The 19,874-nt window shown below is 50.9% G+C and carries 18 protein-coding genes; 5 read left to right on the plus strand and 13 right to left on the minus strand.

All coding sequences use genetic code 11. From position 1 onward, the window contains the following. Positions 1-13: 13 nt before the first annotated feature. Complete coding sequence (locus K6K13_RS16320) at positions 14-343, plus strand: DHCW motif cupin fold protein (protein WP_222157931.1); 330 nt, start codon at positions 14-16, stop codon at positions 341-343. Positions 344-647: 304 nt separating this feature from the next. Next, a complete protein-coding gene (locus K6K13_RS16325; RefSeq protein ID WP_222157932.1) occupies positions 648-3,479 on the plus strand; it encodes an OspG family effector kinase in 2,832 nt (943 codons plus the stop codon). A 112-nt stretch (positions 3,480-3,591) separates the two neighbouring features. Here K6K13_RS16325 and K6K13_RS16330 read toward each other — a convergent pair whose 3' ends face one another. From K6K13_RS16330 to K6K13_RS16375, 10 genes are all read right to left on the minus strand, one after another. Then, the gene (locus tag K6K13_RS16330; protein ID WP_252120323.1) at positions 3,592-5,196 is read right to left on the minus strand and encodes a sigma-54 interaction domain-containing protein; all 1,605 of its coding nucleotides are present in this window, start codon (positions 5,194-5,196) and stop codon (positions 3,592-3,594) included. A gap of 255 nt (positions 5,197-5,451) precedes the next feature. Beyond that, complete coding sequence (locus K6K13_RS16335) at positions 5,452-6,093, minus strand: Fe-only nitrogenase accessory AnfO family protein (protein ID WP_222157933.1); 642 nt, start codon at positions 6,091-6,093, stop codon at positions 5,452-5,454. Then, complete coding sequence (locus K6K13_RS16340) at positions 6,083-6,589, minus strand: pyridoxamine 5'-phosphate oxidase family protein (RefSeq protein WP_252120324.1); 507 nt, start codon at positions 6,587-6,589, stop codon at positions 6,083-6,085. Before K6K13_RS16340 ends, K6K13_RS16335 begins: the two co-directional genes overlap by 11 nt. Continuing rightward, positions 6,586-7,029, minus strand: coding sequence for a hypothetical protein (locus K6K13_RS16345; RefSeq protein WP_252120325.1), 444 nt, complete (start codon positions 7,027-7,029; stop codon positions 6,586-6,588). The genes K6K13_RS16340 and K6K13_RS16345 overlap by 4 nt, the downstream gene beginning before the upstream one ends. A 66-nt stretch (positions 7,030-7,095) precedes the next feature. Continuing rightward, positions 7,096-8,484: a Fe-only nitrogenase subunit beta gene (gene anfK, locus K6K13_RS16350; protein WP_222157934.1), complete on the minus strand. Its 1,389-nt coding sequence runs from the start codon at positions 8,482-8,484 to the stop codon at positions 7,096-7,098. A gap of 11 nt (positions 8,485-8,495) precedes the next feature. Then, complete coding sequence (gene anfG, locus K6K13_RS16355; protein WP_222157935.1) at positions 8,496-8,840, minus strand: Fe-only nitrogenase subunit delta; 345 nt, start codon at positions 8,838-8,840, stop codon at positions 8,496-8,498. After that, entirely contained in the window at positions 8,837-10,408 is a 1,572-nt protein-coding gene (gene anfD, locus K6K13_RS16360) for a nitrogenase iron-iron protein, alpha chain (RefSeq protein WP_222157936.1), read from the minus strand. Before anfD ends, anfG begins: the two co-directional genes overlap by 4 nt. A 67-nt stretch (positions 10,409-10,475) precedes the next feature. Then, positions 10,476-11,303 (minus strand): nitrogenase iron protein, encoded by an 828-nt coding sequence (gene nifH / locus K6K13_RS16365; RefSeq protein WP_222157937.1) that lies wholly within the window; start codon positions 11,301-11,303, stop codon positions 10,476-10,478. 266 nt (positions 11,304-11,569) lie between these two features. Then, a complete protein-coding gene (locus K6K13_RS16370; protein ID WP_222157938.1) occupies positions 11,570-12,268 on the minus strand; it encodes a glutamine amidotransferase in 699 nt (232 codons plus the stop codon). 150 nt (positions 12,269-12,418) lie between these two features. Further along, a complete protein-coding gene (locus K6K13_RS16375) occupies positions 12,419-13,540 on the minus strand; it encodes a ribosomal protein uL16 3-hydroxylase (RefSeq protein WP_222157939.1) in 1,122 nt (373 codons plus the stop codon). Positions 13,541-13,763: 223 nt separating this feature from the next. Here K6K13_RS16375 and K6K13_RS16380 point away from each other — a divergent pair, with 223 nt between their 5' ends. Genes K6K13_RS16380 through K6K13_RS16390 form a run of 3 tightly spaced genes read left to right on the plus strand, consistent with a single transcriptional unit; the run spans position 13,764 to position 17,224 of the window. Continuing rightward, positions 13,764-14,810, plus strand: coding sequence for a Fe(3+) ABC transporter substrate-binding protein (locus tag K6K13_RS16380; protein ID WP_222157940.1), 1,047 nt, complete (start codon positions 13,764-13,766; stop codon positions 14,808-14,810). Next, positions 14,794-16,545 carry an ABC transporter permease gene (locus K6K13_RS16385; RefSeq protein ID WP_434064582.1) on the plus strand — a complete coding sequence of 584 codons (1,752 nt, stop codon included), beginning with the start codon at positions 14,794-14,796 and terminating at the stop codon, positions 16,543-16,545. Before K6K13_RS16380 ends, K6K13_RS16385 begins: the two co-directional genes overlap by 17 nt. Further along, positions 16,538-17,224: an ABC transporter ATP-binding protein gene (locus K6K13_RS16390; RefSeq protein ID WP_222157941.1), complete on the plus strand. Its 687-nt coding sequence runs from the start codon at positions 16,538-16,540 to the stop codon at positions 17,222-17,224. Before K6K13_RS16385 ends, K6K13_RS16390 begins: the two co-directional genes overlap by 8 nt. A 65-nt stretch (positions 17,225-17,289) precedes the next feature. Here the strand turns inward: K6K13_RS16390 and K6K13_RS16395 are convergent, their stop codons facing one another. The 3 genes from K6K13_RS16395 to K6K13_RS16405 all read right to left on the minus strand — a co-directional run bounded on the left by K6K13_RS16395 (position 17,290) and on the right by K6K13_RS16405 (position 19,679). After that, entirely contained in the window at positions 17,290-17,931 is a 642-nt protein-coding gene (locus tag K6K13_RS16395) for a hypothetical protein (RefSeq protein ID WP_222157942.1), read from the minus strand. Positions 17,932-17,946: 15 nt separating this feature from the next. Next, positions 17,947-18,711 carry a PDDEXK-like family protein gene (locus K6K13_RS16400; protein WP_222157943.1) on the minus strand — a complete coding sequence of 255 codons (765 nt, stop codon included), beginning with the start codon at positions 18,709-18,711 and terminating at the stop codon, positions 17,947-17,949. Between the two features lie 188 nt (positions 18,712-18,899). Continuing rightward, positions 18,900-19,679, minus strand: a complete 780-nt coding sequence (locus K6K13_RS16405; protein WP_222157944.1) for an acetoin reductase — start codon at positions 19,677-19,679, stop codon at positions 18,900-18,902. Positions 19,680-19,874: the final 195 nt, after the last annotated feature.

The raw sequence follows: 19,874 nt of genomic DNA on the forward strand, positions 1-19,874 counted from the left end.
AGGTAACCTCCAGATGCACATGGCAAATATTCCGTTTGGTATCACCGATTGGTCACTGATTGAACCGACAACGCACAGCGGAGACGTCGGCCATGCATTATGGCGCACACAACATTTCGGCGATATTCGCGTAAGAATGGTGGAGTACTCCGCGGGATACATCGCGGATCACTGGTGCAAAAAAGGACACATTCTTCTTTGCCTCGAGGGTGAGCTGTTCAGCGAACTGGATGACGGCAGAACCTTTACCTTAACGCCCGGTGTTAGCTATCAAGTTGCAGATCAGGCAGAAGCACATCGCTCTACCTCCCCCAAAGGGGCAAAACTGTTTATTGTTGACTGAAAACGCAGACAGTATGTTATGTGGCGCGCAATGCAGACCCGACCGAGAAGGTAATCTCGGAGCAGGAAATGCACGCGCAAATTAACGATTAATCTACGCTAACCAAGAAGAAGCCTGCGCGAGCGCGCTGGCTTTTTAATGAATGAAGAGAATAGAATTGTTCATATCTATAACGTGTTTGAATAATAAACACAGGTTCAAAAGAAGGCCGAAAATTACGTTAATTCTTAATTGAGATTATTTTTTAATAACGATGATATAAATACGACGCCTATAGTCCATTCTTTTCGAATGGAGTCAAAGAATGTCTATTGCAGCTATACAGCATCATCTATCCACCGCAGGTTATTACGATAACGCGTGCCAGAATAAGCATGAGAAAGCTTTAGAATCAATTAATTCAAACCCCTCTGTAAATGTTCATTATTTTATTTACGAAATTAGCCACATTGAAAATTCATCGCGAATATTGAACCCATTGTCAACGCCGTTTTTCGGCCGAATAGGTGACATGGCAACACCCCTTCAACTCATGCTGTTGTTTAATGTTTTACACCGTTCTGACATCCCCCCTTTTGCTTATAAAGAGAATCCACTTTCCATTATGAGTAATGACGCATCGCTTGCTAAACCTAATTTTTCTATTAAAAATAGCCACATTCTCTCTGATGATCGAAAAAAGAATGCGCTGATTGCGGCCATTAAGCACTATCTGGTGTCTGATGGACCATTAACCGCCGAAGAAGGTCAGGATGTTGAGCTGTCATTGAAACAGTGGGCAAAAATCGGTCCTCTCTTTATTACCCCACAGGTTGATAGCACAGCGCGAATGAAGCGAGCATTGATGCCTGAGTTCGATCCTCGAACCGCAGACCATATAAAAGAACACTGCGCCGTTGAAGAAGAAATACTGAATACTAAAGGCGAGAATGAAGGAAAACTGCTTTTATTTCAAGCCCAGAGAGCAGAGAACCCCTTTCGGATGATTTATGATGATACAGAAGGCGGTCCGACGCCCGAAGCACGGGGTGCAGCCGATGGATTAAATATTGTGGCGGATCTGCTGACGCTGGGAATAAAACCATTAGTTGGTAACCTCATTGCGAATGCAAAACGCCGTGAGTACTATAAAAATCAAGGCGATAAAATTTGTGCTGAGCGCTTTTTCCGACTAAGTATTGCTGAGATCGCGACATCTCTCGATGTTGATAGTATCGCGTTCAAATCCCGTGGTGTTGCCCGTAAAATGAAACCGACTGAATTGCGGCATATTACGCCGAGCCAGAACAGAGCGGCATATTATGTTCGGGATCCGAAAAATGGGATAAAGAAAGAAATTTTACTTGAGCTTCAACCGGGTAATAGCGCTATCCATACCGAAGGCCAAACGATTTTTCTGAAACCGACGGATAAACCCAATGAATTTATGACATACCATCCTTATGCCACAAAGCCTGAGTTATTACAGAGAAAGGTGATTGTCGATGAGGACGCACTCACGTGGCGATATGCGGACACCTTCGATGCCACCCATCTTAATGTTGAAGTGAGGGAAGGGAAAAAGCAGATATCGCTGTACGGCGAATACTACGACCTGAAAAAAAATGGAGAGGGTAAGTTTGAGGTCGTGCTGCGAAAAGCGTCAGGCTCTCACGAGTATATTCCGGTATATTTTGAACCGTTATCGAAAACCTGGCACATGCGTACGCATAACCGGCATCCGGTATTTACCCGCGAACAGGAAAATATCATTAACACGATCCGCATTGAACCAGACAGAGACTTCAACTACATTCCCTATACCAATAATAACGCGCAGTATTATGGTTCGGGGAAAATTTATCGCGCAGAGAAAATTGACGACACCTCACATTATACCTGGGGACGGTATATTGAAATGAATGGAGAAATTGTGCCAGTGAGAGAAGTTGTTTCTCCCGGTCGAGGCGTTCATTATGAGGTTCATAATATTAATCACCCTGAGAAAGAACACTATTTAGTTTCATGGGACGGCGGTCGCTGGGTATTCGAGCGCCCAACATCTGTTCATGTATCAAGCTCGCTTGAAAAGCAGATTACGTCAGAGATGTTCACCCATAATATTGATGTGACGCATCTCTCTTCTCCGGATAAAAATGGGTTACGATGGGACAAATATAATAATAGCTATCTGAATATCAACAACCAATTTATTCATGTAAAAAAGGTGGATAGTAACCGTTTTTTGCTGCTTAATGCAGTGGAAATCCCGAAGATGACACTTCGGTTTAAGAAAAATAAGTTTTACAAGGAAAATATTAACGAGAGGTTAGATAATATATTAAAAGTTGGGCTAAGTGGTAAAGAAAGAAAAACAGCACTCGATTTACTCAAGGACGTTGATGGTTACACCGAAGCGTCTGCACAAAAATTGCTTTCTCAGTACAACCTCACTAAAAGTGGACTCTTCAGTGATTATTCATTTGCATTGGAGATTAAGAACACGGGAAAGCCGCCTTTGTGGTCAAGAATGTTCAAGAAAGATACACCATTGGAGTATGTTTCTTCATCGTCCCGGCTTTCGGAGAAGGCGAAGTTAGATTTACCCGACAATAAAGCTGGCTTTAATTTAGGAGATAAGATGGGCGAAGGTGTGTTTGGCGAGGTTTTTGTTGATGCGGATGACAGTAGATATCTTATAAAAGTATATAAATCACCGAGTCATCTTGTGGCAGAGAAAATATCCAAACATGAAACCGAGATGTTTCAACGATATTATGGTGAAGAAGCTGCCATGCACTTTGTCAATGACAAAGGAAACTCCTGCGTCAGAATGTATAAAATTCCTGGTCAAACACTGCTTTCTGTACCGCGAGGTACATTACCACATGATGCCGATGTGAAATTTGTGGATATGATCGAGAGGTTGAGCAGCCTCGGCATCATACATCAAGATCTTCATTCTCAAAATATTCTATGGGACTCGGCATCAGAGTCATTTTTTCCTATAGATATTAGTAATGTAAAAGAAAAATACTTCAATGCTGATGTCAGTGGAAAACAAAAAATGAATGCGAAAGGCATATCAGATTTTGATAACGTTTTGAGCGATATAGCCTGGAAGAAAAAGAAGACATCAATAGAAAATATAGAATAAAAACAATATATTGAATGTATCAGCAATGCTGCCTTAATACGGGATGCAATCAGTACCGTGCCGCGGTGGAACAGCAGAACCTAGCAGGGCGTGAGTGCCACTACCGCGGTACTCATGCCCTGTTACGATAATGCTTATAGTTGAGGCGATACTTATTCAGCCGCAGTCCTAATGCACGACGCGTGATATTAAGATGTTCCGCCGCTCGGGAGATATTTCCCTGAAACATTGAGAGCGCTTCAACTATGGCATTGTACTCAATCTGGGAGACCCGAGCCTCCAACCCCTCTTCCACCACAAGGTGTTCCAAAATCGGCTGTAGCGACAACGGAAGGTGGTAGCTATGAATAACACCGTCGTCGGATAATAATACCGCCCGCTCCATTACATTTTCCAACTCCCTTACGTTTCCCGGCCAATCGTAATTGAGCAACATATTCAGTGCAGGCGTGGCGATGGTCGGGACTTCCACGCCCTGATCTCGGGCAAAACGGGCATTGAAGTAATCAGCCAGAATCAGAATATCATTGCCCCGTTCACGCAATGGCGGAATGGTGATGGGAAACACGTTAAGACGGTAGTAAAGGTCTTCACGAAACAACCCCTTACTCACCATTTCACTCAAATCGCGATGTGTGGCGGCCAGAATACGCACATTGACATGAAGCGTGTCATTGCTGCCCACCCGCTCAAAACTGCGTTCCTGAATCACACGTAACAGCTTGGCCTGTGCCGATAACGACAACTCTCCTACCTCATCAAGAAAAAGGGTTCCGCCATTCGCTTCTTCAAAACGCCCAGCACGGCGCGATATCGCACCGGTAAAGGCACCTTTTTCATGCCCAAACAGCTCACTTTCCAGCACGCTTTCCGGCAAGGATGCACAGTTGAAGGTGATAAAAGGGCCAGTTGCACACAGGCTGCTGTGGTGAATCGCCGCGGATACCCGCTCTTTGCCAACGCCACTCTCCCCCAAAATCAGTACCGTAGTACGCGCCGGGCTAACCTTGCGAATCAGCCGATAAACCGACTGCATGGCCCGCGAATTGCCAATAATATTGGCAGGGCGCAGTGTATCTGTGGTGTGGTGCTGCAAGGATGCCGCGAGCAGCACTTTCTGATGCGCTTGTTCAAGCAAGTGCAATTCAACGGCCTGCGCGATAATTGCCGCAATCACTTTCAACACTTCCAAATCCAGGTAGCGCAGTTGATGATTGTGATAGACCCGTTCGATGCCGATGGTTCCCATCACTTTGGAACTGCGAATGATCGGCACACAAATAAAGGAAAACGCCCCGTCGCGGGTTTTGTCGAGACTGCCGGTTTTATTGAGAAATAAAGGATCGTCGGCCACATGCGGCACAATCACCGGTTGGCGCGTTTCGATCACCTGTCCGGTGATCCCTTCCCCCGGCAGGTAGACCCCCTTCTCCACTTCTTGCGGTGAGAGTCCGTAACTTTCATGGATATAAATGCGATCGCTGCTGGTGTCGTACAGCGTGATCATCGCGCGGATCACCTGCATGTGTTTTTGCATCAATTGCAGGACCAGTTTGAGGGTTTTGGAAAGATCGCCCTCGGTGCTCACCACTTTGCTGACTTCAGACAGCAGCGGCATCAGTTCTGAGCGGCATTCACCCAATTTACAACTGAAAGACAGCGGTGTCTCCAAGGGTGACAGCATATCCGTCACACCACGTTTTCTTTCCAGGCGCATTTTATCTCTCCCGACAAATCCCCATTCTTACGTAGCAGAGTGAATCACATCAGGTCAGAAGCATTGGTATCCTAGTCGCAGGCTCTTATGCACAGTCCCGGTAAAAACCTGCAAAATCAGCGCCAATGCAGGCAAAATCAACTTTTTTATAATTAATTGATAATTAATGAGATAAAAACCACCTCCCCCCCAACGCACCGGCAATATGTTCTGTTAAGAACATTCCTGTTCTATTTGGGACGTCAACGAACGTTTTCAGACATGCCGTGGCATCACCACGACACAAAATGTTCCATCTGCACGCGGCTCACTCACAATGCTGAATTCACGCGCATCAAGCGTGGCAAACCACTTCGGTAAATGATCGCAAATCACATCCAGACGTCGAAATTGCTTTTGTTGCAGGAAGGGTTGTAATAACCGCCGTGAGGTGTGCCCCTCATGGCTGTTTGCCAGTGCCTCTATCAGATTGAAGTGAAAATCCCCGCTCTGTTTGCCCGGCTGAAAATAGGTCTCAGGGTGGAGTGGCGTCACGGGCGAGGAGGCGTGGATACGCTCCGCGATACCATCGAGAAGCGGAGCCGGTTTGCCGCTGCCTCGCCACATGGTAATCCCTCTGCCATCAAGCCAGGCCAGCAACACGCCCTGAATCTCCCGCGCGACAATGTGACGACACTCGGGTAACGCCTCCAGCATCGTCACGGTTTGCTGACGCAAAGCCGCCAATGACATTGATGCGGTTGATGGGCAAGGGACTTCACGGCAGCATTGCCAGCCAGAACGTAACGGGACAAACAGTGTCGCCACGCCGGGCTGCCCGAGCGCCGTTATCATTCCCTGAGGGTCGAGATACGCGGCGATATAAAGCGGGGGGAACCGGCCCTTATCAAAAGCCATGCTGTTTCCCCCTCATGGCGTCGATGTTGATGCGTATCACCAGCGTGGCTTGCAGATTGGCGTCAGGGAACGCGTAGTGGCGATCGGTAAACCCCGCCATCAATCGCTGCAAAATGGGGATTTTCTCCTGATTATCGTTGATGAACTGTGCTTTCCCCAACCCAATCACCGTTCGATGCCGCGCCTCAAAGTTACAGGCCAGCGCATCCTCTACCACGCCACCATAATGAGAAATGGCAAAACACAGGGTATTGTTACGTTTAAGCCATTCAATCTTGCTGCCACTGCGCGCGGAGTGAAAGTAGAGAGCGGTGCCATCCCAGACATAGAAAACCGGCACCAGAAAGGGCACATCATTATTAGCCAGCGCAATGTACATCACGCGCTCTTCGCGCAAAATGGCATCCAGTACGGTGGGATCGGTGATCTCACGTTCATCTCGCCGCATGTCGTGATGGGGGAAATCGGCCAGCGCCGGGTTAACAGGCGTATTCATCCTCTGTTCTCCCGCAAGTGGTCAAGCGCCGGTGAGCGTTTTTGTTCCGCCACAATCAGCGCATCCAATGCCTCACACACGGAAAGAATCCGCGCTTTATCCTGCTCGTCCGGCGTGCCATGGTAGTAATCATCAATGGAGCAAATGCCGAAAAGTGCATCCAGCGCGGCAATATCCTCGCTTAACGCCAAGGTAAACTTCACTTTCTCCGAGGCACTGGTCAGCAGGCTACGGTAGTTGTGATTCATCGGCATGATGTTATGCAGCGCACACAGGGCAATCAGGTAGCACTCCACCGCCAGCGATGCCACGTTAAACACCAGACTGACAGACGATGATTGTGGTGCCAACAACAGGGCGCGGCGGTGATAGCCACGCGCATGTTCATAACACCGCATGAACCGTTGTTCATCGCTTTCAAACAGCAATCCTGACATCATTTCCTCCCGAACAGGGCACCGATTCCCGGTGCCTGATGACATGTCGCAAGAACGGAAACCGCCGACTTACCAGACGTTAAGCAACCACTCCTTGTTCTTTTTGTATTCCATGTCGGTAAACAGGCTGTTTGCCATTTGCTCCGCCAACCAGATAGCCCCGGCGTACCCGACAACCGGATGGCGGTAATGTCCCGCCCGGTCATAGGTAGGGAAACCGACTCTGACCATGGGTATCTGGTTATCAATCGCGGTGAAACGGCCTTTAGAGTGCCCGAGGATCAGATCCAATTGCAGATCGTTTTGGGTAATACGCTGCTCCATCTCCCACAGATCCGCATTGGTAATGATCTCCATATCATGGGACACCCCATCGCGCAGCGCGTGAATGCGGGGATCGTTGACATACCCGGCATTGTCATCGCCCAGCAGCAACAGCACAGGCTTCATTTCCAGATCGAGACAAAATTCCGCCAGCCCGATCACCAAATCGGGGTTGCCGTAAATCGCTACCCGTTTGTCGGCAAGAAACATATGCACCAGGTCTGTCAGGGCATCCAGGGCGATCCCACGCTCCCGCACCAGTGAAGGCGGAATGGGTTTTCCCGTCAGGGTTTTCAGGTTATGCAACAACGTGTCCGTGTTACGAATACCTATCGGCGTCGGGCCAATAAGGGTCGGGATCTGGAACTTATCTGCCAGATAATTCGCCGCCTTGCCCCCTTCATAGCGATTGAGTGCCAGCGTCGCGCTGGCATTGGCCGTGTCGGTCAAATCAGCGATGGTCGTATTGCCGTGTGACACGGTATTACCGGATGGCATCAACGGTGAGTCGAAATCTTCAATCTCGAACAGTACAGTGGCATCAATCGCCATCTCCGAGAGCAGATGTTTCAACGCCGTCACATCACCGGGGTTCGCCCAACCGGTAATCAGATTGAGTTTGCCGTTAGGCTCCCCTTTTCGGGCAAAATACTTAACGATATCGCGTACCGCCAGATCGTACCCGCTGATCATGCTGCCCACAAAACTTGGCGTGTGGATAGGAATCAGATGCACTTCGCGACCGGCGTATTTCTCTTTAAGCAACCCATCGTTGAGCTTGCGCACCACGCCGTCCACATCATCGCCAATCACCTCTGTGGAACAGGTGGTAATAATTGGGATAACCTTGACGTGAGGGTAACGCATCAGTAAAACGTCGACCGCTTGTTCTACGCGATCCAGCGCACCAAACACCGCTCCGTCTTCATGTACCGAGGATGAAGCGATTTCAAAGCTCTCTTTCAGATGCTGAGAAATCAGCAAACGGACAAACATCACGCATCCCTGACCGCCATGCACAATACCGATACAATCCTTGATGCCGATACTCACATACTGTGCCCCTGCCGGTTGGCAGGTAAAAATGGGGTTGATGACCCCCGTGCGATCTTTCGCTTTCAGTTCACAGGACATGGCTAACCTCATTAATAGCGCTGGTCGGTCAGTTCGGCATTCAACGAACCGGTAATGGTTAAATAATCAAGACGCTGATGTAAAGCGTGCATGAGCGTGGCAATAGCGTCAGTGGGCATCTCCGCCAGCCACTTGAAACGCTTACGCCAGGTATCGGCCAGCACCACCGCATCCGCCCAGTAGCAGCGATCGGCAGGCGTTGACAGATCTACCGCTTCACCACACAGCAATTGTCGGGTTTTACCTAACACACCAGCGTTCTGCTTTTCCCGATCCCAATTGCGGGAATGAAACTGCCACAGACAGTGCTTCATGATGTAATCCACCAGCGCTTCAACCTGTTGTTCCTGGGTCATACCGCCTCCTGTCGCTGCGGCTTGTCTTGGGAAAAATCGGGGTATTCGCGCTGACGTAATTTGGTCACGCTGTCAAAGCCGCCGGTATACTCCCGTAAGTTGGGATCCTGACGGATGTCTTCACTCAACGCGGTATCCGAAATCATCCGTGCCGTAGCAAAACCGCGATCGGCTGGGATCGCATGTTCACTGATATCCAGCATCGAGAGCTGATGAATCGGCGAATAAATGGCGTTGTAAATATCCCGCGCAAAACGCACCCAGCCTTCAAACCCTTTGTAAGGGCCGTTGTGATAAGCGTGGGCATTGAGGTAGGGCACCCGAATTTTCTTCGCCACTTCACCGGGCCGTTTTCCGGTAAAGATCACATCCGGCTTCAGGGTATACATGGCCTCCAGTGACTCCAGTTCATTGGGATCATCAATCGCCAACGCCCCGGCTTCACAGCGTGCAATCCCTTTTTCCATATCGCCCTGATGACCAAATTTGGTGTATACCGAGACCACTTCCACGCCCATCTCTTCATGGATAACGTGCGCCCAGTGCCACAGCTTGGAACCTCCAGGCCACAGACAGACTTTCTTCCCGTGCAAACGCGCCTTATACCACTCCAGTTCGGGTTTCCAGCGGGCCACCTCTTCGTCGATAATGGCTTGTGCCCGGTCTTCAATGCCAAAAAACAAACCAATCTTGCGCAGCGAATCAGAGAGTGGGCCAAAACCAAAACCATCAATATCCAAACGCGGTATGCCGTAACGCACCCGTAACTCATTACAGATGTATTCCGCTGAACGGGCGCACTCCAGCACATTCAGGTGCGCTTTGTGCATCGCCCGCAGGTCATCATAGGAACCATTACCGGTAAAGGTAGAGAGCACCTGAATCCCCATGCGTTTGAAATAATCCGCCATCACCTCTTGATCGCCTTGAATGTTATATTCACCCACATAGTTGATGACGTAATCGCTGGTAATGGTCGGTTCAACCGTGCCCACTTTTTGATTGATCCAGGCGATATTAATCTTGTGATGACCACCAGACTGACTTGGCCCGGCAAACCCGGGTGAGTTGCAGACAAAAATATCGACATCGGGGCGCTCATCCATCACTTCCTGCGCGATCGCAGCAATATCATCACCGATCAGCGCCGAAGCGCAGGTTTGATAGATCGTCATGCGTTTGATCGCAGGATGCGCATCAAAGGCTTCAATGATGTTCTTTTTCAGCACCTTCTCCGCGCCAAACACGATGTGTTTTTCTTTCATGTCGGTCGCGAAGGTATATTTCAGCTGGAAGTTGTCGTTATCACTGATATAGCGCTTGGTCTGCCAGGTATCATAGGTGCACCCGACAGGGCCGTGACTGATGTGAATAACATCCTTCATCGGTGTGCCAATCACATGCTTGGCCCCACAGTATGCGCAACCTCGTTCTGAAATGGTGCCCGGGATGGTGTTGAGATATCCCTGCGGCAACGCAGAGGTGATATCTTCACCCTCACCTTTCAACACGGCATGCTGTTTACGTTCAGGAATGCATTTACTGCATTCAAACTCATGGTACGGCATAATTTTTCTCCCATAAGGGCAAGGCAGAATAACGGCAGCGAATAAGGGAATATGGCAGTGCGCGGAATTAATCCATCATTCCGTATTTCACAACCATTTTTTCCAATTGATCCATGGACAACGGTGTCGGTATGACAAAATCATCATTCTCAATAATCTTGCGTCCCAACTCTCGGTATTCCTGTGCCTGATTCGCCGCTGAATCAAATTCCGTGACCGTTTTCTTATTAAACTCAGCCTTCTGAACAATATTGTCACGCGGAACAAAATGGATCATTTTGGTACCAATGGCGGCGGTAAATTCCTCGATGAACTCTTTTTCACCGTCCACATTCCTGCTATTACAAATAATACCTCCCAGCCGAACGCCACTCTGTTTGGCGTACTTCACCAACCCTTTACAAATATTATTGGCAGCATAAATGGCCATCATTTCACCGGAAGCGACGATATACACTTCCTGTGCCTTCCCATCGCGGATAGGCATGGCAAACCCGCCGCACACCACATCCCCCAGGACATCAAAGAAGATAAAGTCCAGATCGTCTGTATAGGCCTTATTATCTTCCATCAGATCGATAGCGGTAATAACGCCGCGTCCGGCACAGCCAACGCCAGGCTCTGGACCACCTGATTCCACGCAGCGAATATCAAACACGCCGGTTTTTACCACCATCTCATTGGTAATTTTTTCAGCACCCTGATCGCGTAACATATCCATTAATGTTTCTTGCGGTTTCCCCCCTAAAATAAGCCGCGTTGAATCCGCTTTAGGATCGCAGCCGTGAATAAAGACTTTTTTGCCATGGAAATAGGCCAAAGCAGCTGCCGTATTTTGTGTGGTGGTCGATTTACCGATCCCCCCTTTACCATAAATAGCCAATTTACGCGTCATTCTTTCTCTCCCATAAATAAAAACATTGAGTAAGTATCACTGGGTATGCCAGGAAGAAATTGCAAAACCGGGGCCACTCAGAGAAATAAAGGAGAAAAAGCACTAAAATCGGCGACCGATTTGAGCCTATCGGCTGAATTTATTGCAGTTATTTTTTATTGGCAGAAGGAATAATGCGATAACAATGAGAGACAGAGAAAGATGATATTCCCGCTGGCTGTTCATTAATGAACTTTTTACCAGCGAGATGTTCGGCAATGGAAATTTTAGGTGTGCAGCTGATCCAGCCAGCGCGTCATCACCTGTTGTGCCGCCAGCGCCAACGACGCGGAAGCGTGCGCCGCCTGCTGGCGCAGCTCGCCCAATGAAAGTCCGGCTAATTCCAGCTCACAGGCGTGCCCAACCAACCACCCTTCCAGTCCGGTTTGGCTCACCTCAGGATGGAACTGAAGGCCAAGTGCATGTTTACCCAAACTAAAGGCTTGATTATCACATACCTGGCTGCCCGCCAGCCGTATCGCTGAATCCGGAATCTCAAAGCGATCGCCGTGCCAGTGCAACACAGGAATATCCGATAGCGGAGCCAACACAGCGGCTTGCGGCGCTGACGACAATTGGATGGGGCCATAACCAATCTCTTTCACCCCCATCGGTGCCACGCGGGCGCCAAGCGCTCGTGCCATCAATTGAGCCCCCAGGCAAATACCCAGCACCGGGCGCTGCTGCGCCAGCCGTTGCCGAATAATCGCCAGTTCCTGGCTCAAAAAGGGGTAACCCGTTTCATCATTGGCGCTGATCGGCCCCCCCAGCACAATCAACACATCGGCGTGCAGAGGATCGAACGTCGCCAAAGCGGTGATGGGCGTATCGATATAGTGATACTGATAACCACATTCATGAAGCGTATCGCCCAGTGTGCCCAGGTCTTCAAAAGGCACATGTCGAAAAACAACCACAGTTTTCATCGAAAGCTCCTTTGTCGCGAATGAAAAACAGCCGTTATCTGTCATGCAAAATACTGGCCTGTTCTTCCGGTCTTTGGCACGCCGGGTCCGCTTTCGGCGATGGGTAGCGCCCTCACCGGGCAAGACCGTGCGAGGGCGCTAACGTCATCATTACTCGTCGAAGTACCAGTACCCCTGATTAATCAGCGCCGTCAGTTCAGCAACTACCGCTGGATTCTGAAGTCCATCACCCAAGGTTTCACGGGTGATTTCAGTGTAATGGCACAACGCGTCCGCCACCTGCGCATCGGGCATTTCCAGCTTTTCGCTGTTGATAAACACGCTATCGCCCACGCGCAACACCCGCAAACCGCTGAGACGCGTTAACACTTCACCGTCGAGCAGAGCGTTGACCACTTCGCTTTGTTCGAAAGGCGGCTCCACCGGTGCAACATCCAGTTCATGGCGCGGTGTGGAGATAAAACGGCCGAACCAGTGATTAAAATCGTCCGGTTGGTTGATCATTTCGATCATCATGGTGCGTAAACGTTCCAACTCGTGCGCTTCAACGCACTCAGGATGTTCACGCAGCGTTAAATCCGGATCGCTGTAGTGCTCACTGCCAAGATCGTTTTCCAGCGCATAGTCGGCAAAACTGCTGATCAAATCCCGGCTATTCGGTCCACGGAAACCCACGGAATAATTGAGTGTGGTCTCAAAGGTAAAGCCGTCATGAGGGAAGCCCGGCGGAATATACAGGATGTCGCCAATCTCCATTTCGACATCGATGATCGGCGTAAACGGCTCACAGTGCAGCAGCGCCGGGTGCGGGCAATGCTGTTTCAAAGGGAGCTTATCGCCTACGCGCCAGCGACGACGGCCCATGCCCTGAATGATAAACACGTCGTACTGATCGATATGCGGCCCAACGCCGCCGCCCGGCACGGAGAAAGAGATCATCAGATCGTCCAGCCGCCAGTCCGGCAGCACCCGAAACGGGCGAACAAGTTCCGCTGACGGTGCATGCCAATGGTTGACCGCCTGCGCCAGCAACGACCAATCGGTTTCCCCCAGGTCATCAAAATGCTCAAACGGCCCATTGCTGGCTTGCCACTGGCCATTTTTATGGCTCACCAGTCGGCTATCCACCTCAGGTTCCATCGCCAGGCCAGCCAGCTCGTCGGGAGTGATCGGGTCGACGAAATCAGGGAACGCGCGTTTTAATACAACCGGCTTTTTTTGCCAGTAATTGGCTAAAAATTCGGGCCAGTTCAGATTGAGTTGGAAAGACATAATTCGCACCAGTGAGAGGAGAAACGGGCGAGATTATAAAAAGAGTGATACCGACTCCGCCTTGTCATGCATCAAGACTCTACGCATCCTCCCGCGCATTGCGCATTAATGAGTTGAAAACGAGACTGATTATCATCTATATTTTGATTCCCATTAGAAAATGTTTCACCACGTGATAATTCCCTATAAATACTAAGGTTTTTACTCTGGAGAAGATAATAATATGGCTATCCTGCTTTCCTCTGCCCGTCGCGGTCTACGTCGTCTGGTGCTGGCTTCCGCGCTGCTGGCCGCTTACGCCGCTCCCGCTCTGGCTGAAGAGTCATTAACGCTGTACACCACGCGCGAGCCGGGCCTTATTCAGCCGTTGCTGGATACCTTTACCAAAGACAGTGGCGTGAAGGTCAATACGGTTTTTATCAAAGATGGCATGCTCGAGAGAGTCAAAGCCGAGGGGCAAAACTCCCCGGCGGACCTGCTGATGACCGTCGATATTGGTAATCTGGTGGATCTGGTCGAAGCCGGCGTGACGCAGCCCGTGAAATCGGCAGCGCTGGAAGCCGCCATTCCGGCCAACTTGCGCGGTGCCGACGATCAATGGTTCAGCTTATCTATGCGCGGTCGCGTGCTGTATGCGGAAAAATCGCTGCCGCTCAACAGCTTCACCTATGAATCGCTGGCCGATCCACAGTGGAAAGGCAAAGTGTGTATCCGCGCCGGACAGCATCCGTACAATACGGCCTTGATTGCGGCCATGATCGCGCACCACGGTGAAGCCAAAACGGAAGCATGGCTGCGCGGCGTCAAAGCCAATCTGGCACGCAAAGCCACCGGCGGCGATCGTGATGTGGCACGCGATATTCTTGGCGGCATCTGTGATATCGGTCTGGCCAACACCTACTATGTCGGCCACATGAAGAACGCCAAAGAGGGTACGGATGCGCGCCAATGGGGCGATGCGATCAAAGTCGTGAAACCGACCTTCGAGCAAGGCGGTACCCATGTCAATATCAGCGGCGCAGCGGTCAGCCGTTATGCACCAAATAAGGCGCAGGCAGTGAAACTGCTGGAATATCTGGTGTCAGCACCGGCCCAGCAACTCTATGCCAAGGCCAACTATGAGTACCCGGTTCGCAAGGGCGTTGAGCTGGACCCGATTATTCGTGACACCATTGGTGAACTGAACGTCGATCCCCTGCCATTAACCGATATCGTGAAATACCGTAAACAAGCCAGCCAGTTGGTCGATAAAGTTGGCTTTGATCAATAAGCACCACGATGCAGCGGTGACGCGCAGCCTGTTCGATACGCTGCGCGCACCGTTTTCACCGCTCGGCATCATCACCTGTGCCATTGCGCTCGGTGTGCTGATGCCTATCCTGTCGCTGCTCTGGCTAGCGGCCGACACGGATTTCAGCCACTGGGCACACCTGTTTGAGTATGTGCTGCCTGTCGCGGCGCGTAACACGGCTATTCTGTTAGTCGGTGTTGCCGTGCTGGTGACCGTCATCGGCGCTGGCTGTGCCTGGCTGGTCACCCTGTATGATTTCCCGGGGCGGCGCATCCTCAGTTGGGCACTGTTGTTGCCACTGGCTATGCCAACCTATATCGTGGCCTTCGCCTGGCTGGATCTGCTGCACCCTATCGGCCCGGTTCAGACCGCACTGCGTGCCCTGCTCGGCTACGACAGCCCACGCCAGTTTCGTTTGCCAGATATTCGCTCCATGACCGGCGCCATTATCCTGTTGGGCATCGTGCTCTATCCTTACGTTTACCTCACCATGCGCGCCATGTTTATCAGTCAGCCAGCCCATTTGCTGGAAGCGGCGCGCACATTGGGCAGGAGTGCGACTGGGGCATTTTTGCACGTCGCGCTGCCGATGGCGCGGCCAGCCCTTGCCGTGGGCGTCAGCCTGGCCCTGTTGGAAACGCTCAATGATATCGGTGCATCCGAATTTCTTGGCGTCAATACGCTAACGGTCGCCATCTATACCACCTGGGTGACGCGCTCTGATTTACCGGCCGCGGCACAAATTGCCGTGTTAATGCTGATGGGCGTGATGCTACTGCTGACGCTGGAATATTATGGTCGCCGCCGCCAGCGCTACGGCAGCAGCCGCTCGCAGCGCACGGTAACGCCAATACGCTTATCGGGCGTAAAGGGGATGCTGGTCTTTAGTCTAACGGCCTTACCCGTGCTACTCGGTTTTATCGCCCCGGCACTGTTTCTCGCGTGGGAGAGTGCTAAACGACTGCATCAAGAGACGCCCCTTTCCCACGGGCTGTGGCTGTCCCTGCAAAACTCGCTGCTGCTGGCGCTCGGCGTCACGCTCACGGTGTTGATCACCGGCATGATTGTCGCCTGGTTTGCTCGCCATTCCGCCATCCGTTCACAAGGCGGTGGCTTTCGCCGCGCAGCGCTGCGCGTTGCCTCTCTTGGGTACGCGGTGCCGGGCACCGTACTGGCAATAGGGTTACTGACACCCGGGCTGGCCGTGGATAAATGGCTGGCAAGCCTGCTGGCGTATCAGGGGTTGCCCTTGCTATCGAGTGGCATGCTGCTGGTTGTCTGCTGCGCGATTCGTTTCCAGACTATCGCCATCGGCGCCACGGATGCTGGCCTGACGCGCCTGTCTCCCGCGCTGGAACAAGCGTCACGCCTGTTAGGTGAGAACACCACCGGAACCTTTTTTCGTGTGCATCTGCCGTTATTACGCCCGGCGTTGGTCACCAGCGCCTTGTTGGTGTTTGCGGATGCGATGAAAGAGTTACCCGCAACGTTACTGCTGCGACCGGTCAATTTCGAAACCTTGGCAACCGTGCTGTACGCCGAAGCGGCACGCGGCACTTACGAAGAAGGGGCGATTGCCGCGTTGCTCATTGTGCTGGCAGGCACGCTACCGGTGATTTTGCTGGCGCACAGCCAGTTCAGCACCGCGCGCAAACCTCACGAACCGCAACAGAACAACACCGCTTATCAAGGAGAATCGTCGCGACATGTCTGACGCCACACTGGTTCTGGAAGCCATCCATGTTGCCTACGGACATGGACAACAGCAACATCATGTCCTCAGCGGTTTTTCGCTCACGGTGCAGGCGGGTGAACTCACGTGTTTGTTGGGGGCATCCGGCAGTGGAAAAACCACCGTATTACGTGCGATTGCCGGATTTGAACCACTGAGCGCAGGCCGTATTCAGGTATCGGGCACCTGCGTTGCCGGGCCGGGCATTCATCTGCCGCCGGAAAAACGCCACGTCGGCATGGTGTTTCAGGAATATGCCCTGTTTCCTCATCTGACGGCGGCAAAGAACATCGCTTTTGGGCTGCGCAAACAGCCAAGCGCCGTCATACAGTCCCGTGTGCGTGAACTGCTGGAGCTCGTTGGGTTAAGCGCGTTGTCAGAGCGTTATCCTCATGAGCTGTCCGGTGGCCAGCAGCAGCGTATCGCCCTGGCTCGCGCGCTGGCGCCAGAGCCCAGCATTCTGCTGCTGGATGAGCCATTTTCCAGCCTGGATGCCGAGACGCGTCAACGGCTGGGGCAGGACGTGCGTGACATCCTCAAGGCATCAGGACAAACGGCCCTGATGGTCACGCACAGCGAGCAAGAAGCGATGATGATGAGCGATCGTATCGGTTATATGCAGGCCGGAGCCTACAGGGAAGCGCCGGCGAGTGCCTCATGAACTGAAAAGTGAAACATACCAACGTGATACCGGCACGAGAAGGCATCATTACCCGAATACAGGCATTACTCATCAGATTCAGCAAAAGCGGAAAACATCTCATCAAAAATGAAAATGGCTTCCCCCAATGTTTCCAAAGCGGCACTGAGATTATTAAAAACTTCATGATCTTCGGGAAACTCACCGTATTCTTGCCAACATTCGGTCACCAGATTGATATCCACGGTAACGGGCAGATAGTAATTTCCTTTGGTTAAATCTTCAAAATCCATACCAATCAGTTGCTCGCGACATTTGGGATCGAGAGCATTGATATAGGCACCCAGTTTTTTTGCACCACCAAAACGGCGCGGTCTTATTTCGAAACAAAAACCGAACTCGGCCTGTTCTGTCCCCACCCCAGCGATAGTCGCCAAACGATAATCAGCACCATCGCCCCCAGCGGTATGCGTTTCAAACCAATATTTCCAATCGTCGTCTTCTGATTTCCATGCTTTAGGTCCCAACCAGCTGAATCCCTTTTGCACCATACCGACTTCGCCTTCCCAGCCATTATCCTTGATGAAACGCTGAATACAGTGGTCAAATCCTTGCCAAAAAGCAGGTTCTATTTGCGTTTCAAAAACCACAACAGCCTCATTAAACATCTTGAACTGCGATAAAATGAGGGTTCCTGCCAACCGTTTTTCCTTAGTCGTTGATGTCATTGATCTTCCCTTTGATTAAAAATTACGCATACGTTCAAGAAAACAAAAAGCAGAATGCGCCGCCATTTGCCTCATAGAGGCGCTTTCATGCAGAGTGCCCACTTTGCGGTAATCCGCCCACATGGGTTCTTCAAAACGTGTCGCAAGATCGCGCCACGACAGACAAGAAATAAAATGGGGATTATCCGCACTCATGCTCTTAGGTTGTCTACCCTGCGGCGTTAAAAACACCACGCCCCAAGGACGCTTTTTTGTCGCACGCTTTTCAGCCTCCAGACAGTAGCGCTCGATTTGTTCTTGCTGCTCGAAAGCGTCGATCTTCACTTCGATCAAAACGAAGAAATTATCGGCATCAATCTCAATATCAACCCGATTTTTACTGTCACCGTTCGGATTGGATTCAACCCGCACGCGGCAAAAGCGCGTAAACGCAGCAGGAAACGCCTGATTTTCTGCTGTGCGTATTGAGGCCAGCAAGGCATATAAAGGAACAGCACCAAAACCGTGCGACCCTTGCGGGTTGAGCAGCCAGGCCAGCACCGCTGAATTACGCACTTCCTTGCGCTTTAATCCCGCAATCGCCCAGGGATCAAAAGACAACACACGATGCTGTACGGCCTGAAGCGGCGTTGATAAGCGACTAAAAAAGGTCATGAGCTGACCTATATCGATGTCTATTTTTTCAGTGGTTGTGGGCGCATTGAGCGCTAACGCATTTTCTGACCATTGTTGAAAAAAGCCCGGCAACCATTCCACCAGAGACTGATGATGTGTCTCCATATTCCTTTCCTTTTACGGATAGCCCTGCGCCGAAAGCAACGCGTATGGCTGGCCGTTTGCATCAACCGCAAAAGCATCATCATAAATACCAATCAGTAAAAAGCGAGGGTTTGTGGCGTGAGAGAAGGCAAACAAGGAAGGGAATGTCCCGAGCCGCATTGAGCACACGGCGACTCGGGTAACATGGCTTAACGGTAAACAATCCCGCCATCAATCAGAATGGCCTGGCCGGTGACATAGTCTGAATCGGGCCCTGCCAGATAGGAGACCAGACTGGCGACATCATCCGGCGTCTCAGCACGACCGAGCGCAATACCTTCAACATATTTTTTATAGGTTTCACCGACAGGGGCACCGGTAATTTCAGAGAACCGCTTATCGATTTCTGTCCACATTCCCGTCCCGACAATGCCCGGGCAATAGGCGTTTACCGTAATGCCGCGGCTGGCATATTCCTTTGCAGCAGCCTGAGTCAACGCGCGCACAGCGAATTTTGTCGCAGAATAGATACCTAACATCGCAAAACCATCGTGCCCGGCAATGGAGCAGGCATTAATGATTTTGCCTTTCTGCTGGCGTTCAATGAATTTTTTCGCCGCAGCCTGAATCCCCCACAGCGTGCCCTGAACGTTGATGCGCATAATGCGATCGACTTCTTCCGGTGTTACATCGGACAATGGCTGCACCTGAGCAATGCCTGCATTGTTGACGATAATATCGAAACCACCCAGTTGGCGTTCAGCCTGATCGATAGCGGCATACACCTGATCGCGATCGGAAATATCAGCGACAAACGTCGCCGCCTTACGCCTTAATGCGGCCACCTCGGCGGCTACGGCCTCAATACCGGTAGCACTGACATCCACCAGCATCACAGATGCGCCATCTTTAGCCAGACGCAGAGCAATACCTCGACCGATACCCTGTCCAGCACCGGTTACTAACGCGACTTTATTTTCGATAGCCATACTCTGTATTCACCTCGTCGTGATTAACAATGCACAAGATGATTTACTTTATAGGCACGCATAAGCATGGCCTACCCCCACTGTTGGGGGGGCAATGAGAGAGAAAAAGGGAAGAGTGCCACGATTATCAATCAGTAAACGTGGTTCTACCGGCTGTCCTTCGGTACACTCAGATCACTGACGATATAATGAGGT

This window comes from Symbiopectobacterium purcellii (assembly GCF_019797845.1).
Lineage (GTDB): Bacteria > Pseudomonadota > Gammaproteobacteria > Enterobacterales > Enterobacteriaceae > Symbiopectobacterium > Symbiopectobacterium purcellii.

Coding starts and splice junctions, on each gene's coding strand:
- K6K13_RS16345 (WP_252120325.1), bottom strand. CDS start 7,029: ATGATGTCAGGATTGCTGTTTGAAAGCGATGAACAACGGTTCATGCGG.
- K6K13_RS16340 (WP_252120324.1), bottom strand. CDS start 6,589: ATGAATACGCCTGTTAACCCGGCGCTGGCCGATTTCCCCCATCACGAC.
- K6K13_RS16370 (WP_222157938.1), bottom strand. CDS start 12,268: ATGAAAACTGTGGTTGTTTTTCGACATGTGCCTTTTGAAGACCTGGGC.
- anfD (WP_222157936.1), bottom strand. CDS start 10,408: ATGCCGTACCATGAGTTTGAATGCAGTAAATGCATTCCTGAACGTAAA.
- K6K13_RS16325 (WP_222157932.1), top strand. CDS start 648: ATGTCTATTGCAGCTATACAGCATCATCTATCCACCGCAGGTTATTAC.
- K6K13_RS16395 (WP_222157942.1), bottom strand. CDS start 17,931: ATGACATCAACGACTAAGGAAAAACGGTTGGCAGGAACCCTCATTTTA.
- K6K13_RS16375 (WP_222157939.1), bottom strand. CDS start 13,540: ATGTCTTTCCAACTCAATCTGAACTGGCCCGAATTTTTAGCCAATTAC.
- K6K13_RS16380 (WP_222157940.1), top strand. CDS start 13,764: ATGGCTATCCTGCTTTCCTCTGCCCGTCGCGGTCTACGTCGTCTGGTG.
- K6K13_RS16320 (WP_222157931.1), top strand. CDS start 14: ATGCACATGGCAAATATTCCGTTTGGTATCACCGATTGGTCACTGATT.
- K6K13_RS16390 (WP_222157941.1), top strand. CDS start 16,538: ATGTCTGACGCCACACTGGTTCTGGAAGCCATCCATGTTGCCTACGGA.
- K6K13_RS16405 (WP_222157944.1), bottom strand. CDS start 19,679: ATGGCTATCGAAAATAAAGTCGCGTTAGTAACCGGTGCTGGACAGGGT.
- anfG (WP_222157935.1), bottom strand. CDS start 8,840: ATGACCCAGGAACAACAGGTTGAAGCGCTGGTGGATTACATCATGAAG.
- nifH (WP_222157937.1), bottom strand. CDS start 11,303: ATGACGCGTAAATTGGCTATTTATGGTAAAGGGGGGATCGGTAAATCG.
- K6K13_RS16330 (WP_252120323.1), bottom strand. CDS start 5,196: ATGCGCCTGGAAAGAAAACGTGGTGTGACGGATATGCTGTCACCCTTG.
- anfK (WP_222157934.1), bottom strand. CDS start 8,484: ATGTCCTGTGAACTGAAAGCGAAAGATCGCACGGGGGTCATCAACCCC.
- K6K13_RS16400 (WP_222157943.1), bottom strand. CDS start 18,711: ATGGAGACACATCATCAGTCTCTGGTGGAATGGTTGCCGGGCTTTTTT.
- K6K13_RS16335 (WP_222157933.1), bottom strand. CDS start 6,093: ATGGCTTTTGATAAGGGCCGGTTCCCCCCGCTTTATATCGCCGCGTAT.